Raw genomic sequence first — 15690 nt, forward strand, 5'->3', positions numbered from 1 at the left:
GTTTTTGTACATCTTGGCCACCCTTCCACTAAAATGAAAGCCTTTTCATTTATAATAATGATACTCCATAAAGAGAAAGGGGTCTTCCTTTTGTATACATTCTTATCAGGTATTGTTTTATTAATTTTAGGTTATTTCATTTATGGTAGATTTATTGAAAAAGTATTCGGGATAAAAGATGCTAGAAAAACACCAGCATATTCCAATCAAGACGGCGTTGATTATCTTCCCCTAGGTCAAAATAAAAATTCTTTGATCCAATTATTGAATATTGCTGGTGTAGGTCCAATTTTTGGACCAATCTTGGGTGCCTTATATGGTCCCGTGGCATTTTTATGGATAGTCCTAGGATGTATTTTTGCCGGGGCGGTTCATGACTATTTGACGGGTATGATATCCATCCGTAACCGCGGTGCCCATTTGCCTGAGCTTGCAGGTAAGTTTCTTGGAAAATTCATGAAACATACTGTTAATGCATTTGCTATCTTGCTTTTACTTTTAGTTGGAACCGTTTTCGTAACCGCGCCTGCAGGATTAATTCATACGTTAGCTGAAGGAAAAGTGGCACTTAGTATCATCATATTTGCTATTTTCATCTATTATATTTTCGCAACGATGTTACCAATCGATAAAGTTATCGGTCGCTTATATCCTATTTTTGGAGCACTATTACTAATAAGTGCTTTAGGTGTGGGAGTCTCTTTAGTTGTTACAGGCGCACCTATTCCTGAATTAAGTTTTACAAATATGCATCCAGATAATGTGCCTATCTTCCCATTATTATTTTTAACGATTTCATGCGGAGCACTTTCTGGTTTCCATGCAACGCAAACACCTATTATTTCTAGAACTACTCAAAACGAAAAGCAAGGCCGCCGAATTTTCTACGGCATGATGATTGCAGAAGGTGTCATTGCGATGATTTGGGCAGCTGCAGGAATGAGCTTGTTTAATGGTTCAGCCGGATTAAGTGAGGTCTTGGCGAACGGTGGACCAGGAGCGGTTGTAAGTGAGGTTTCTGTTACATTGCTCGGAGCTATTGGAGGGACAATGGCGGTCATTGGAGTCATTATTCTTCCGATTACTTCAGGAGATACTGCGTTCCGAAGTGCTCGTATGATAATTGCCGATTACTTCAAAATCTCTCAGAAAAACATCATTAGCCGTCTTTGGATAGCAGCTCCTTTATTTGTCCTTTCATTTGTACTGACAAAAATTGATTTTGAGTTATTATGGAGATACTTCTCCTGGGCGAATCAATCCACTGCCGTCATTGCATTATGGGTAGGCGCAATGTATCTTTTCATTGCTAGAAAACAGTATTACATCGCAATGATACCAGCAATTTTTATGACGATGGCAACGACAACCTATATCTTAAATGCACCAATTGGCTTCCGCTTACCAATTGAAGCATCTTATATCGGGGCTGCTATGTTTACGATCATTATTATTGGATTGTTTTATGTAAAAGCTATTGCAGCAAGAAAGACAGGTTTTGAGCTTGATGCACATGATTTTCCAAACAAAAAAGCAGCCTAATCACAAAACGGTTCTACTTTGGTAGAACCGTTTGTTTGTGCTTTTGCATAAAAGTTATCTGTTCGGAAAAAGCTACTATTAAAGGAGGCGGATTTGATATGGCATCCCCTTATCTATGCCCAAATTGTAAAACCAACCGCTCGCGTTTTAACATTATTGAACAAGTGGCAAAGTCCGTGAAGTTAAATCCTCAATCAGGTGAAGTGATAGAGGAGTATACATCGGGCAATACGGACCCCTTCCATATTCCGTATAAAGGTCCTACTCAAAAAATACAATGTGCCACCTGTGGAAATGTTGATGAAGAAATCACTTTTATCAAACATGCAGAATACCAAAAAGGATAACAGGCCTAAGTTGCCTATTATCCTTTTTTCTATGTATCCTTAAAAATCAATACTATTTCACTTTTCTTTGCATATCCATTTAGCATCAGGAATAAATGGAGGGTGTGTCTAATTATGGGACATGATGAAAATTACTACCTGGCAGTTCAATATCAATTGTTGGCAGATTATTATAAATACTCCGATCCACAACAATATATTTACTTTTATTCCATGCATATTAATCATTTGCAGAAATGGATAGCAACAATAAAACCCGTTCCAAAAAGAGATGATCCTTCAAACAATAGCGCTCAACTTAGGATCCTTCATGCATCCCCTGGGACTATGGCGGTGGATGTGCATATAAACAATAACCCCATATTAAAAGACTTGCGCTATACAAACAGCAGTAGATATTTAGATATACTACCAACAAGCAATCAAATAGAAGTAATTCAAAACGGGCAAAAGTTAATTACAGGTACACTTCAGGCAATCTCAAATATGTCTTATACAATCGCAATTGCCGGTATAAAGGATGACCTACAACTAATTCCAATCAAGGATGATTCTACTATACCCAAAAGTGAATCAAAACTCCGTTTTTGGCACTTATCCCCAGATGCCCCTTCTGTTGATATTGCCGTTAAAAAAGGCGATGTTGTTTTTTCTGATATACCTTACAGCGGAATATCTGATTATCTTGGACTTACACCGATGACAGTTGATCTTGAAATAAGGGTTGCCGGTACAAAAGATATCGTGCTTCCACTAAACAGGGTAAGCTTGAAGCCGGATGTTGCTTATACCATGGTAGCAGTTGGGCTTGTGAAAAACAGTCCACCTTTGGAAGCTATCTTTTTAGCGCCTTGATATGTAAAATGCTCAATCAACTTGTGATTGAGCACCGTGTTTTAATTCATTAGCACCAAGCAGCACCAACGATGATTAATAGAATAAACAATACTACGATTAACACGAAAGAGCTTCCGTAACCACCTGGGTATCCTGCTCCTGCTACTTGACCGTAACCGCAACCACACCAACTCATAGCTGTCACCTCCTCTACAAAGGTATTATCGAAGCTTGGTAATTAATAGCTGAGGACTCCTGCACCAACAATCACCAATAAGATAAACAGAACAACTATTAATGCGAATCCTGATCCATAACCAGAACCACCCATGCTCTACACCTCCCCCTCTTTCCTAATACATAATGTATTCATGGGGCGCGTATTGGTAAAGGCATATGCCCAGTTCCAAAAAAATTGGGTGGTTTTTACTACTAAGCCCTTAGGCGTTGTAGTACCAAGTAAGTTATATGAAAAATAAAAACCGGGCAGAAACCGCCCGGACCTTTAAAACTGAAAATTTTAGTTATTGGATAATCGTCGCTGTTGATTTCCGCAAAAGGCTTCGCTTTCCTAGGGGCACTGCTGAAGCCTCCTCGGCTTCGCCTAACCCACTGAAAAAGAACTTGATTTTAAAAATTTACTAAACACCGCTGTTGATTTCCGCAAATGGCTTCGCTTTCCTAGGGGCTGACGTGAGCCTCCTCGGCTACGCCTGCGGGGTCTCCACCTAGCGCTAGCTCCCTCAGGAGTCTTCGCCTTTTGCTCCAATCAACAGCTAGGAATCAATAAAAACTTTACGTTTTCAGTTATTCAGTGGCATCCCTCGTTTCGGGGTCTGAATCTACCGTTACCCCCCGCTGGAGTCTACGCCATTTGCTCCGATCCACAGCTAATAATGGAGGAGATGTTACGTTAATACTTATCCAGTGTTAACTCGTTAAGATGTTTTTTCATAAACCCTTAAATGAATGTAGCCACTTTGTTGATTGGAGTGGAAGGCGCGAAGACGCCCGCGGGAGGAAGGGACAGGTGAGACCCCGGAAGGCGGAGCCTGTGGAGGCTCATGGACCGCCCGCAGGCAAGCGAAACGCCTGGAACGGAAATCAACCGTTTTACATGCTCTATTGTCTTAATATAAAAAGCATGGTAAAAAATCACCATGCTTTTTGGGTGTTAGTCCTCAACTGGGACTAGTAGTTTAAATTCGATATCGTCGCGTTCAAGATTAAATTTTGTGAATTTTACTTTTGTATCACTTTGCAGCTCTAGTTCTTGAAGTGCGACATAGATACTTTGTTCGTTCGGTATTATTGTAACCCAGGATGGTAAAGGGTAATTATCACCTACATACTTTAATACCATGGATACAGGTACTTGCAACCTTCCAATCGACATGGAGTCCTGTTTTAACACTACATCACCATTTTCCTGAATTTCAGGCATAAACGTCATAGTGAGGGGGATGTTCCTCTCAAACACTGTCATTTCACCCCTGAGCTCCACTCTGTCAGTCAGCACCACTTCATAATTTAAAGGTCTTCTTGTTTCTTTTTCCAAATAGTAACGGATAAGTTCATTTAAGTTTTCTTTATCTGATTGGATTGTAAAAGCAACCCTTTTTCGATCGTCATCCTTGCCGGGTAAATTAAATTTTGAGTGTTTTGGCAGTAGCACCAAGAATATTGCTACTCCTGCAATTATAATATTTATTACTAGCAAGCTTAAAAAAGCCGTTTTCCAGTTGATTACTTTCTTCACCATAACCCTCTCCACTACTCTTCTTCTAACATCTCATCCAATGATGTTTCCTCATTAAACCGCTTAACTTCTTGTACAACATTATAACCTATTAATTCATACCCTTTTTGGTTAGGATGAAACTGATCATCATCTAGTAAATTTTCCTCTGGCTCGATAAAAATGTCTTGTATCGGAACATAGGCTGTATTAGGATACTCATCTAAGACTGAAACGGTTGTAGCATTCCAATTAGTAACAACCTCATTCATTTCCTCAATTTCTTGGAAATATTGATAAAAAGGATTAAATAGCCCCACTAAGTATACTCTACTGGTATCATTATGTGTCCTTACTTCACTTAGCACACTATCGAGCCTTTTAGCGTATAACTCTTGTTCTTTATCAAAAAGAGAAAATGTTAGATCAAGGAAATTTTCGCGTATTACCTTCATCAGATCATTTCCGCCAACCGTCATAAAGATTACATCTGCTTCAGCAAGAGCCTCCTGCACTTCTGGATCTTGCAACCTTTTTAAGAGATGATTAGTCCTATTTCCCCTTACACCAAGATTAGTGACACTTACGTTGTCGATATATGGTTTGGACTCATAATGTTGTTTCACTACTGATGTAAATCCACCTTTTTTGGACTCGTCTCCAACACCTTGTGTCAGGGAATCACCAAAAAAGACCAATTTAAACGACCTGTTAAAAAATTCTTCGGTTACTTCCTCTTTTTCTTCAATATTCATTATTTTATTCTTGTTCTCGGCAGACTCTTCTTTGAAAAAATCTTTGAAAAGCTCTCTTTCATTTTGGCTTTCTCTTCGTTCCTTCGCTTTCTCCAAAACATAACTGGAAGAATTTTCTGCGGAACAACTAACCATACTAACTATTATTAGCCCAAGTAAGGCTATTTTCCAAAATTTAACCATCATAAAACTCCTTAATTTGTTAAGGATTACATCCGTTACTAACATTATACGATAGTACACTTTTTTATAACATACCCTAATGTATTTTTCAAAATTAAAAGGTTGGGAGGTTGTTTACATTGAAGGAAAAAGAAATACTTGCTTGCAATGAAGAGGTTTCAAAAGAGCTATTTTCAAAAGAACTATTTGTAATAGTCACAGACGGATTGACTGCCACTAGAGAAGAGGAGATTAATGAAAATCAAAAGGATCACTCTGATTAAGAAAGAGTGATCCCGTCAACGTTATTTTTGCTCTAAGAGGATTCCTGCATGTTCTAATATTTCTTCGTAAGGAACATCCAAGCCATCATAACTTTTTAGTATTGTACCTTCTTGATCAATCAAGTAAAAACTTGTTCCATGGACCACTTCGCCGCCGTTTTTGGGTTTAGCTACAATTGTTTTAAAGTTTTCCATTCCAAACTCTTCAATCTCTTTCTGTGTGTATCCTGTTAAAAAGTCCCAAGATGTATAGTCTGCTTCGAAGTTATTCCCGAATTCCTTCAGTACTTGAGGGGTATCAACTTCAGGATCAACAGAAAAGGATAAGAATTTAACATCTAATTTTTCTTCATTGGCCATTCTTTGTAATCTGGCCATGTTTGCCGTCATAGGAGGACATACTGTTGTACAGTTGGTAAAGACCATATTTGCTACAGTGACTTCACCTTTTAAATTCTCTAGACTGACTTGCTCGTTATCTTGGTTTATGTATTGAAAATTTGCCAGTTCCCAATCTGTTGTATCAGGTATCGTTGCATTGCCACTACATGCGGCAAGAAACACTGCACAAAGTCCAATTAGAAGTATCTTACTGTGATTTAACACGATTTTCACCTTTTTTCGCTAGTTATTTTCCAATCAAATCGTACCACTTCTTACAGGTAGATAAAAGGAACTGCAGAATAAATTCATAAAAATAACACATTTGTTAGTAGTGGAGGTAAAGGATGCAAAGAGAATCTGAGACAATTAGTATAATATCCATCACATCAACATCCGTCATCCTTGTCTTTGGAAACTCGATGCTTATTCCAGTGCTGCCAGAAATCCGTCATGATCTACAATTATCTCAAGTACAAGCAAGTCTTATCCTTTCCATATTCTCCATCGCTGGAGCTGTTACTATCCCATTTATCGGATATTTATCTGATAGATTCTCCAGAAAGAACATAATTCTGGCTTCGCTTTTACTTTATGGATTTGGTGGATTAGTTTCAGCGATAGCTTCTATCCTACAAGCACCCTATACATTTGAGGGAATCATTTTTGGCAGGATTCTTCAAGGAGTAGGCTCAGCAGGAACAGCTCCGATTGCCATGGCAATTATAGCAGACTTGTTTTCAGGGAACAAACAGTTAAAGGTACTAAGCCTAATGGAAACAACCAATAGTTTAGGGAAAGTGGTATCTCCTTTGATTGGAGCATGTATTGCACTGATTATGTGGCACTATGTTTTCTTTGTCTTTCCTTTAGCTTGTGGCATTTTGTTTGTTCTCTTCTATTATTATGTTGGTAAGGAAGAGTCTCCTTCTGAAAAAATAATTTTCAAGAACTATGTACGGCATTTAGGAGGAGTATTAAAAGGTAATAAGTATTATTTAATGACAAGTTATAGTGCTGGTGCACTCTGCCTCTATTTACTTTTTGGTTTGTTGTTTTATTCATCTAATGTGTTGGAAAACAAATTTGAAACTCATGGTTTTTTAAATGGTGTGATACTTTCTTTTCCGCTTTTATTTTTGACGATTGCATCCTTTCTAACTGGAAATGTATTAGGAAAGTTCCATGGCAACATCCACCGAATTGTCATTGTTAATTTTTTTCTTCTTAGCTTCTTTCTACTTGGAATATTGCTAAATAAGAGTCTATGGTGGACCATGTTCATGATATCTTTAATTAGCAGTTCTATTGGTATAGTTCTTCCATGCATGAATGCCATTATCACTAATTCTGTCAAGAAAAAGGCTAGAGGATTTGTAACAGCTCTATACGGATCAGTCAGGTTTGCCGGAATTGCGCTTGGACCAATTGTCTTTGGCTTTTTTATAGATTTTTCCATTCCTACAATCTTTGTAATTTCTTCTGTACTTTGTTTATTACAAGCCATTCTATGCTTTTGGTTTTTAGAAGGAAAAAAGATAAGTATGTCGCTTCCTGCCATCACCAATTGGTTTTCTATGTTAAATTTACCGTTTCAACGAAAAAAACAAAAAGGCTGACTTTTTACGTCAACCTCTATTGGTTATTTACGTTTTCTGTTCTTTGCTTTCAATAGTTGGTTCATACGATCTTCTGAAGGTTTTGTTTCATTCGGTGGAATTGGTGTTTCTTTCCGTGGTTTAAATTCCTTCATTTCTTCTACTTTTGGCTCTTCCCTTTTTTTCGACTGTTTAACCTTCTTTCTATGAATTACTGGTGCTTTCCATTTTTTATCGGATTCATTCTTTTCTTTTTTCTCCTTACTTTTTTTCCAAAAGACTAGCGATAGTAAACCGAACCTTCTTATGAAAATTTCAATAATCAGTAAGAAAAAAGCAATGATGATAAAAGGTAACCACATCGTCTGAGACTGATAAACATTTTTATGGTAAGGACGAAATACTTCCCTAGGATCCTCTATCACTTTTCCATTTTGATTTGTTGTAATGTTTTTCAGCAAATCCATATTTACTGGTCTTTGCTCAAACTCCGTGGAAAAAGGTACAACCATACCGCTAGTATAAGTTGAGACCGTCTCTCCTTCCTCTTCTTGGGTAATATTTAGAAAGTAAATGTCGGGTATGGCTGAAAATTCCACTTCATACTGTCCAGGACCCACCATTTTACTTTTAGCGTCTTCTATAATTTGACCTTTATTGTTTGAGACTGATATGGATACAGGCATCAATATTTCCTCAATTGCTTCCACTTTCACGGATGCTCTACCTCCATCAACAGTAGTAGAGATGTCATAAGCTCCCTTCTCATAAGATGGTAAAGACCACGTCACCATCTCGTTCCAAAAAGCTGTCCATTCTTCCCACGAAGGAAACCCACCACTCCAGGCACCGGAAACATCCGAAGTCCAAGCGATTGTTCTCCCTAATCCGTAATTCATTCGAGCAAGGATGGGATCTTCTTTTTCACTGGAAATGATCTGCTCAGCCCGTGATTTCAATGTCGTTGCTATATACGTATTAAGGAACGGTGTCCCATTTTCAAACCTTTTGGACCAATCATATCCTTGATATACATTCGGGACATGTGGATTGTCTTCTATATATGTTTTAGTAGTAAGGGCGGTTTCTCTAGATAGAATACTTGGGACTGAGCTTGCTTCATATACTTCGTAAAATCTTCCTGTTCCTATCTCTGCCAATTCTTCTAACAAGGAAGTATCTGCATCTCCACCGATTGCTACTGTCGATAATGTTACATTGTTCGTTAAACCTTCTTCAATGATTTCCTCATATGGCCCATCATTGGATTGTCCATCTGTTAACAGGATAATATGTTTGCGTTTGAGGTCCATTTCATTGAGTTGCTGATATGCTTGATTTAAAGCTGGGAAAATATCTGTACCACCACCTAAGGCGGTTGAACGAATAGTCTCAATTACCTCTTCTTTATCTTTAATGGGGGTTGTTTCTACAACTTCCCAAGGCTCCGTATCAAAGGCTATAAAACCAAACGTGTCTTCTTCTTTCAGTAGTTCCACCGAACGTGCTGCAGCTTCTTTCGCTAAATTAAATTTTTCTCCCATCATACTTCCCGAACGGTCCAAGACGATTATCAAACCAAGAGAAGGAATTTCTTTTTTACCTTTTACATCCATATCCACCGGTAGAATTTTTTCTATCGGAGTTTGGAAATATCCACCGAGACCATAGGATTCATTGCCTCCTGTCATCGTGAAACCGACACCAAAATCTCTAACTGCTGTTTCAATCAGTTCCATCTGATTACCACTTAATAGGTGACCGGAAACGTTATGAAAAATTATACTTTCATATGCAAGGAAACCGCTCAGAGTCGTTGGCAAAAGGTTCGGATGGATACGATCAACCTTCCATCCGCTTGCATCTAACGCTCGAAACACATTTTCCCCTTCCCCCTCCAGGTCTACCATAAGCACTTTAGGTTGGCCTGATACCTGTGTTAGAGAGTGCGAGATATTGTTTTCCACAATCTTATCTATTTTTGGGAAAATTTCCGCCTTGAACGTATATAATCCAGGATCTTTTAAAGGAATAGTATAGGAATAAGTATTCGACCCTTTTGCCACTACAACTTCCTCTTTAATGATGGTTTCATTATTTTGAGTAATATGCAATGTGGCTTGCGTGTCTACATTAGCTTCAAGACCAATTTGGAATGGGACAGCTTCCCCTTCAAAGCTTGTTTGTGGAGTATGAAAAGATTGTAGTGACACATCTTCCACATAAGGTGGCTGAAATGCCATTGCATCCATTTCTATATTTCTACCTTTATAAAAACTAGATTGTTTCGTACTATTCCCATTTGTTTCAATTCCATCAGTTAGTAAAACAATTCTGCCTTTACGGTCCTCTGGGATGTAATTTGCGGCAAATTCCAATCCCTCTTCCATATTAGTGAATTGTGAACCGTCATTTACAGAAAGTTGGTGAATGGTTTCCTGTTGATTGGTAAAAGATCGTTCAAGTTTCGGCTTTTCTGAAAAAGTAACAATGCTATAACTATCCTCTTCTTTCTTCTGCTTAATAGCTTCATTAATGGAAGATAATATTTGTCCTTCCATCCTTTTCACGCTATCGGATTGGTCTACAAGGAACACAGTATGTACCCCTTTTACAGGGGAAAGAAGCGATGGTATACATAGCCCCAGTATAAGAAACAAATAGATGATGCTTCGCAAGGAGATAATGACATACTCCTTTTTCCGCTTCACTTTCTTTTTACGCCAGAACAATACAAGACTGATTAGTACCGGAATAAGAAATAAAAGCATGAGAGGATGTTCAATTTGAAATTCCACGTCTGTAAACCTCCCATTCTACCAATAAGACGACAAGTGCAAGTATGATAAACAAATAGGAAATATCCTTGCTGCTTGTTGACTCTCCATCTTGATCTGTTGCAGGATTTGCCGATATGGTAAAGCTCTCTTCCGTTTGAATGGATTTTTCTTCATCTTCCAACATGATATAAAGCGTCTTAAATTCTTCTGATTCATCCTTTGTCTCTCTTAACGTGTACAATCCAGGCGTTAAGGGAAGTTCGATGGGTTGCTCGAATGTTTCAGATGTAAATACAACCTTATTATCCTTATTCAGAATTTCAGCTTTTCTTACATCAGAAGCTGGAAAATAATCCATTGTTTGGCCAGGATAAAAATATCCCAACATCCCCCGGTTCTGTGTCAGTTCCTGAATAGAGTGAAACATGAACAACGGAAAACCGGGATGGAGCGGCCAGTCACTAGAACCAAGCTCAAAGGTTACGATTATTATCGGATCTCCTTGGTATGTTCCTGAGAGAATCAGTGGTATTCCTCCTCTGCCTGCTACCACATCTAATGAGGAAAATTCTTCAGATGAAAAGGTTTTTTCCACATACACTTCCTCCATCGCCACTGATTGCATTAACGGAATTGACCTATTTGCCGTTATCTCACCCGAAAGATCGACTTCTTTTTCCCCATCTACCCCAGATAAAAACACTAGTTTCGGTCCAGACGGCCAGTCGCTTTTTGGTAACCCTTTTATAAGGTGAACACCATCAAATTTTTTCCCCTCCGATGGATGGGAAGTGAGATGAATAACATTCGTACTTGCAATTTCGACAGCTTTTCTAGCAAAAGGGTGTATGTCCTTATGCACGTAAACGGTAGGATCCTGTTGCTGTCCAAGAAAAGCGTATTGCTCATTATCAAGTAAATATTGCTTGTCTCCCTTCAATTCCACTCTATACAATGCCGCTAGTGGGAGTTTTTCCAGGTAAATGGTCTTTACTTTATTGGCTTCTACCTTCTCTGAAACTTGTTTTAAAGTTTCTTCCTGATCATTAAATATCGACAAGGTAAACTCCTTTGAATGGTTACCTTCGTTTTTTACGGTAACTACTCCCACAACTGTGTCTTCCCGCATGGCTACTCCGAAGGTTTCAACTGCCAAATTCTCATGAGATGTACCCATGTTATGAGCGTAAAAAGCAGTATTCTGATGAAGCTCTAAGGATGCTTCTTTGGTAAAATTGTCACTTAAAAGCTGTATGTTCCCGTTTTCTTCTCCTAGGAGACTCTTAGCCATGTTAATCGAATCAATCACGTTTGGAGAAGCGTAAGATGCTTCTAACTTATCTACATGCTGTAGCACTTCTTTTTTTGACAGAGACCTTTCCGTTAGGATTTCAGGAGTCTCCTTTGCGACGATTAACGTCATTTCTTGATTATCGACTTTATCTATTAATTGCACCATTTTCTCTTTGGCCAGCTCTAATCGCGAATTGTCCCCTTCCTTTGCTGTCATCGATGCTGATGAATCAACAATGAAAATAAGATGGTCCCCTTCTATTCCTTCTTTCTGAAAAAAAGGCTGCGTTAAAGTGAAGATAAGAAATAGCAGTGCCAATAACTGAAGATATAAAAGCAGATGGTGCTGCAGTTTCTTCCACCAAGCCTGCGCTTCGAATTCATTCATCCATTCCTGCCATAGTAAGACTGAAGGAATAGCTTTTTTCTCATATTGCTTCCGAAAGAAATACATAAGTATAACTAAAAGTAAAAATGCACTGAACAAAAAATATATTGGTGCTGTAAAACCCATCCCCATCACCTAATCCAACCTTTAGAGGTCATCCTTTTAAATAATATATCTTCTACACTCTCTCCTGTATGGCACATAAGGTAGGAGATTCCCCTTTCAAAACAAAATCCCTCCAGGATCTCCTTCCTTTGTTGCATTTTTTCTTTATAATTCTTTCTAGTAAAATCAGAAACTGTTACATTCACTTCCTGATTGGTCTCGCTGTCAATCAGCATAAAGTCGCCATCAAAACTTGGATTTACTTCATCTTCTTCCAATACTTGCAGCAAGTAAATTTGTTGTCTATTTGCTTGGATTATCTTCAACGTGTGAATAACCGAATCAAGTGGCTCCAGTAAGTCACTGATGACAATGGATACACTGCTTTTCCTTTGAATATGGTTTAAAGCAGCTTCAGAAAATAACAGGGAGGTATCTTTGGGTTGTATGTCCTCCACATATTGCATCATCTGAAAGAGGTGACCTTTCCCTTTACGATACAAGTAAGGAGCTTGTTCACCGTGAACATCAATAATGGATATACGATCATCCTGACTTAGCCCTATGTATGCAAATGAAGCTGTAAGGGTTTTGGCTAGTTTCCATTTTCCAGAAGAACTGGCCATAGAATTCGTACAATCCAGATAAATGGAAGCAGAGAGTTCTTGCTCATCTAAGTACCTTTTAATGTAATGCTTTTGCGTACGTGCGTAGATATTCCAATCCACTTGCCGAAGATCGTCTCCTTGTTCATACATTCGATAATCAGAGAAATCATGAGATGCACCGAACCTTGTCGACTTTCTTGTTCCTTTATGCCAACTTCTCTTAAGCTTACCCGCTTGAAGACTATATGCTTGTAGCTGCTTAGTTATCATAGAATTCAACATAAGAGCTACCTTACATTCAATACTTTATCTGTGTATTGGATGGCGTCCTCTAAGATAAGATCTTCTTTCACCCCAGAAGCTTCCCCTTCAAAATTTAAGAACAAGCGGTGTCGAAGAACCGGGATGGCAGCATGTTTGATATCTCCTTTGGAGACATGAAAGCGACCTGAGCAGAATGCTCTTGCTTTTGCTACCTTAATTAAACTTTGAACACCACGAGGGCCTACACCGTAACGTACATATTTTTTCACAAGTTCACTGGCATGCTCTTCTTCTGGATGAGTCGCCATGATTAGCTGAACCGTATAGTCTAACAGTTCCTGTGATACGAGTATCTCCTTTACAGCCAGCTGTATTTTTTGCATCTTATCTGTATCTAAAAGTTTTTGAACATGATAAGATTCTATTCCTGTCGTCCTTTTAATGATTTCATATAACTCTTCCTTCTTTGGATAACCCATATTAATTTTTAAAAGGAACCGGTCCATCTGCGCCTCCGGTAGAGGATAAGTTCCTTCCATATCAATTGGGTTTTGTGTTGCTAATACAAAGAATGGGGATGATACCTTTCTAGTTTCCCCCATGATGGTCACGGTTTTTTCCGCCATCGCCTCCAAAAGGGAACTTTGCGTCTTAGGAGTTGCCCGGTTGATTTCATCTGCAAGAACAATATTAGAAAAAATAGGACCTTCATGAAACACAAAGGATTGTTTCCCGTTTTCGTGTATCTCAATCATTTTTGTTCCGGTAATATCGGATGGCATTAAGTCAGGAGTGAACTGTATTCTAGAAAAATCAAAGCTTAGTACTTCTGAAATTGTTCGAATGAGCATGGTCTTTCCTACACCCGGCATCCCTTCGAGCAAGGCATGGCCATCTGACACCATCGCCCAAATCAGTTGTTCAATCACTTCCTCCTGACCAACAATCACCTTTCCTATCTCTTGTTTCACTTCCTGCAATGTATCTTGATAATATTTCAGTTCTTTTTCTTTTTCTTCCAAACTGATCACTTAATCTGCTCCCTTCGGATCCACTTCACTAAAGTATTGTTTAACCACATTTTCTAATCTTGAAGGTAATTGCATTCTGTCCAGCGATTCTCTGTAGGACTTTTCATAAGATGAGAATATTTCTTCATACGGTCTTGCTTGCCCTCTCAAGGTAGGAGAATCTGGAGCATCCTCGTATTGAGATTGCCCTTCCCCAGTTGGACCCCCATCCGTTTCATTCTGAGTATCACTATTGATTTTAGAAGGAACCGTAAATGTTTGCTCACCAACACCTACGCCTGCACCAAGCCCTCCACCGCTTTGACCTTGACCCTGACCTTTGCCAAGGCCTTGGCCCTGGCCTTTACCTTTACCTTGACCTTGTCCCTGGCTCTGGCCTTGACCCTGGCCTTGACCTTGACCCTGACCTTTACCTTGACTTTGACCTTGATTTTGACCTTGACTTTGACCCTGGTTAGAATTTTGGGCAGTTTGATTAGAAGTGGTCGGATTGTTAGAATTAGATAAAGTCAGCTTAGAAGGGTTCAACCCAGCTTGCGACATTTTTCCATATTGATTAGCAGCGGTTGCTTGAAGTGCATTCTGCAACGCCTCCATATCAGACAGTGCAGAAATGTCTTGCAAGAGTTCTTCAAGTTGTTCCAACAATGCTTCTAATTCCTCGTCAGACATTTCCTCCAAATTCATTTCTTCTTGGTCTAAGAGGGTATCTGATAGTTCTGACAGCTCTTTTTTTTCTTCTTCTGATAAGGATTCAATATTTTTCTTCTTTTCATTAAGTAGCTTCTCTAATTCTTCATTCTTTTTATTTAACGCAAGGTTCGCTAATGAGTTATCTGGCTGATCTTTTCCAATTTCTTTTAAGCTAGCTTCTTTTTCTTGAAGCTCTTTCATCTTTTCAGCTAAGTTATTTTCTTTTTCCATTAGTTCTTTTAATAACTCATCTGCATCTTTCTCATTTTTAAGTTCTTTGAGCTCTTCTAACTCTTCCTTTATCTCTTTGTTATCCTTCCATTTCTCGGCATCTTTTTTAACTTTTTCAAGGGTTTCCTCTATTATTTCTCGTTCCGCCTCTACAGCCTTAGCTTCTTGCATCTTGTTATTTGGAAACAAAATGAAAAGAACAATCAAGCACGATGTTATTAACGACGATAATAATACTTTGGGGAGTACATGCTGTAGCTTTGCCTCTTTAATAGTTTGTTCCTTTTTCTTAAGGTGGTCATAAGCCTCTTTGCGCTGAAGTTGCGCGACCAAGGAGGTATCCTTCACATAATCAAGGGACGTAGTAAGTCTATCCTCTTCTAAAAAGGCATCTGAATATCTTGCAGCATCCCAAGTGGAAGGTCTTTTTCTCCAGTAGAAGAGGAGAACTGCTATACAAGCAATTCCTCCTAACCAGAGCGCTTTTTCGATTAAGTAAGGAGTCACCATTATTCTGGCAACGAAGATCACACTTAAAAAGCTGACGCAAAATGCCAAGATAGCATATTGCGCCTGTTTAGATATACGTTGAATTCTAAGCTTTCTTCTAATGGAGAATAGAAATCTGATAATAAGATCGTTTTCCTTCATAA

15 protein-coding genes are annotated in these 15690 nt (G+C 38.7%); 5 read left to right on the forward strand and 10 right to left on the reverse strand.

Annotation, left to right across the window (positions count from 1 at the left end):
- Nucleotides 1-90 precede the first annotated feature (90 nt).
- From AAV98_RS01845 to AAV98_RS01855, 3 genes are all read left to right on the forward strand, one after another.
- Complete coding sequence (locus AAV98_RS01845; protein ID WP_060663848.1) at nucleotides 91-1542, forward strand: carbon starvation CstA family protein; 1452 nt, start codon at nucleotides 91-93, stop codon at nucleotides 1540-1542.
- A 98-nt stretch (nucleotides 1543-1640) separates the two neighbouring features.
- Nucleotides 1641-1889 (forward strand): DNA alkylation repair protein, encoded by a 249-nt coding sequence (locus AAV98_RS01850; protein ID WP_060663849.1) that lies wholly within the window; start codon nucleotides 1641-1643, stop codon nucleotides 1887-1889.
- A 114-nt stretch (nucleotides 1890-2003) separates the two neighbouring features.
- On the forward strand, nucleotides 2004-2744 hold the full coding sequence (locus tag AAV98_RS01855; protein ID WP_060663850.1) for a DUF4397 domain-containing protein: 741 nt from the start codon (nucleotides 2004-2006) through the stop codon (nucleotides 2742-2744).
- Between the two features lie 49 nt (nucleotides 2745-2793).
- On the opposite strand, the gene AAV98_RS19790 is transcribed toward AAV98_RS01855, so the two are convergent.
- The 4 genes from AAV98_RS19790 to AAV98_RS01865 form a co-directional block, all read right to left on the reverse strand.
- Nucleotides 2794-2922 (reverse strand): YjcZ family sporulation protein, encoded by a 129-nt coding sequence (locus AAV98_RS19790; protein ID WP_082380721.1) that lies wholly within the window; start codon nucleotides 2920-2922, stop codon nucleotides 2794-2796.
- Between the two features lie 42 nt (nucleotides 2923-2964).
- Nucleotides 2965-3057 carry a YjcZ family sporulation protein gene (locus AAV98_RS19795; protein ID WP_082380722.1) on the reverse strand — a complete coding sequence of 31 codons (93 nt, stop codon included), beginning with the start codon at nucleotides 3055-3057 and terminating at the stop codon, nucleotides 2965-2967.
- 843 nt (nucleotides 3058-3900) lie between these two features.
- A complete protein-coding gene (locus tag AAV98_RS01860) occupies nucleotides 3901-4488 on the reverse strand; it encodes a YpmS family protein (RefSeq protein ID WP_060663851.1) in 588 nt (195 codons plus the stop codon).
- A gap of 11 nt (nucleotides 4489-4499) precedes the next feature.
- Nucleotides 4500-5405, reverse strand: a complete 906-nt coding sequence (locus AAV98_RS01865) for an SGNH/GDSL hydrolase family protein (RefSeq protein ID WP_197284204.1) — start codon at nucleotides 5403-5405, stop codon at nucleotides 4500-4502.
- 116 nt (nucleotides 5406-5521) lie between these two features.
- Here AAV98_RS01865 and AAV98_RS20125 point away from each other — a divergent pair, with 116 nt between their 5' ends.
- On the forward strand, nucleotides 5522-5665 hold the full coding sequence (locus tag AAV98_RS20125; RefSeq protein ID WP_156317559.1) for a hypothetical protein: 144 nt from the start codon (nucleotides 5522-5524) through the stop codon (nucleotides 5663-5665).
- Nucleotides 5666-5686: 21 nt separating this feature from the next.
- On the opposite strand, the gene AAV98_RS01870 is transcribed toward AAV98_RS20125, so the two are convergent.
- A complete protein-coding gene (locus tag AAV98_RS01870; protein ID WP_060663853.1) occupies nucleotides 5687-6271 on the reverse strand; it encodes an SCO family protein in 585 nt (194 codons plus the stop codon).
- A 122-nt stretch (nucleotides 6272-6393) separates the two neighbouring features.
- On the opposite strand from AAV98_RS01870, the gene AAV98_RS01875 reads away from it, so the two are divergent.
- Nucleotides 6394-7665 carry an MFS transporter gene (locus AAV98_RS01875; RefSeq protein WP_060663854.1) on the forward strand — a complete coding sequence of 424 codons (1272 nt, stop codon included), beginning with the start codon at nucleotides 6394-6396 and terminating at the stop codon, nucleotides 7663-7665.
- Nucleotides 7666-7688: 23 nt separating this feature from the next.
- Here AAV98_RS01875 and AAV98_RS01880 read toward each other — a convergent pair whose 3' ends face one another.
- From AAV98_RS01880 to AAV98_RS01900, 5 genes are read right to left on the reverse strand one after another with little or no spacing between them, the layout of a single operon-like run.
- On the reverse strand, nucleotides 7689-10442 hold the full coding sequence (locus AAV98_RS01880; protein WP_060663855.1) for a VWA domain-containing protein: 2754 nt from the start codon (nucleotides 10440-10442) through the stop codon (nucleotides 7689-7691).
- Complete coding sequence (locus AAV98_RS01885) at nucleotides 10426-12231, reverse strand: vWA domain-containing protein (RefSeq protein WP_197284206.1); 1806 nt, start codon at nucleotides 12229-12231, stop codon at nucleotides 10426-10428. Before AAV98_RS01885 ends, AAV98_RS01880 begins: the two co-directional genes overlap by 17 nt.
- 5 nt (nucleotides 12232-12236) lie before the next feature.
- Entirely contained in the window at nucleotides 12237-13100 is an 864-nt protein-coding gene (locus AAV98_RS01890) for a DUF58 domain-containing protein (RefSeq protein ID WP_060663857.1), read from the reverse strand.
- Between the two features lie 5 nt (nucleotides 13101-13105).
- On the reverse strand, nucleotides 13106-14113 hold the full coding sequence (locus AAV98_RS01895) for an AAA family ATPase (protein WP_082380724.1): 1008 nt from the start codon (nucleotides 14111-14113) through the stop codon (nucleotides 13106-13108).
- Nucleotides 14114-15688 carry a hypothetical protein gene (locus AAV98_RS01900; protein WP_060663858.1) on the reverse strand — a complete coding sequence of 525 codons (1575 nt, stop codon included), beginning with the start codon at nucleotides 15686-15688 and terminating at the stop codon, nucleotides 14114-14116. It lies immediately after the preceding gene.
- Nucleotides 15689-15690: the final 2 nt, after the last annotated feature.

Origin of the sequence: Bacillus sp. CHD6a, from assembly GCF_001293645.1 — a bacterium.
Classification (GTDB): domain Bacteria; phylum Bacillota; class Bacilli; order Bacillales; family Bacillaceae_I; genus Sutcliffiella_A.

Bases quoted from the DNA above. Each gene is read 5' to 3' on its own strand.
- AAV98_RS01850 (WP_060663849.1), top strand. From the start codon at position 1,641: ATGGCATCCCCTTATCTATGCCCAAATTGTAAAACCAACCGCTCGCGT.
- AAV98_RS01900 (WP_060663858.1), bottom strand. From the start codon at position 15,688: ATGAAGGAAAACGATCTTATTATCAGATTTCTATTCTCCATTAGAAGA.
- AAV98_RS01890 (WP_060663857.1), bottom strand. From the start codon at position 13,100: ATGTTGAATTCTATGATAACTAAGCAGCTACAAGCATATAGTCTTCAA.
- AAV98_RS01885 (WP_197284206.1), bottom strand. From the start codon at position 12,231: ATGGGTTTTACAGCACCAATATATTTTTTGTTCAGTGCATTTTTACTT.
- AAV98_RS19790 (WP_082380721.1), bottom strand. From the start codon at position 2,922: ATGAGTTGGTGTGGTTGCGGTTACGGTCAAGTAGCAGGAGCAGGATAC.
- AAV98_RS19795 (WP_082380722.1), bottom strand. From the start codon at position 3,057: ATGGGTGGTTCTGGTTATGGATCAGGATTCGCATTAATAGTTGTTCTG.
- AAV98_RS01860 (WP_060663851.1), bottom strand. From the start codon at position 4,488: ATGGTGAAGAAAGTAATCAACTGGAAAACGGCTTTTTTAAGCTTGCTA.
- AAV98_RS01875 (WP_060663854.1), top strand. From the start codon at position 6,394: ATGCAAAGAGAATCTGAGACAATTAGTATAATATCCATCACATCAACA.
- AAV98_RS01855 (WP_060663850.1), top strand. From the start codon at position 2,004: ATGGGACATGATGAAAATTACTACCTGGCAGTTCAATATCAATTGTTG.
- AAV98_RS01865 (WP_197284204.1), bottom strand. From the start codon at position 5,405: ATGATGGTTAAATTTTGGAAAATAGCCTTACTTGGGCTAATAATAGTT.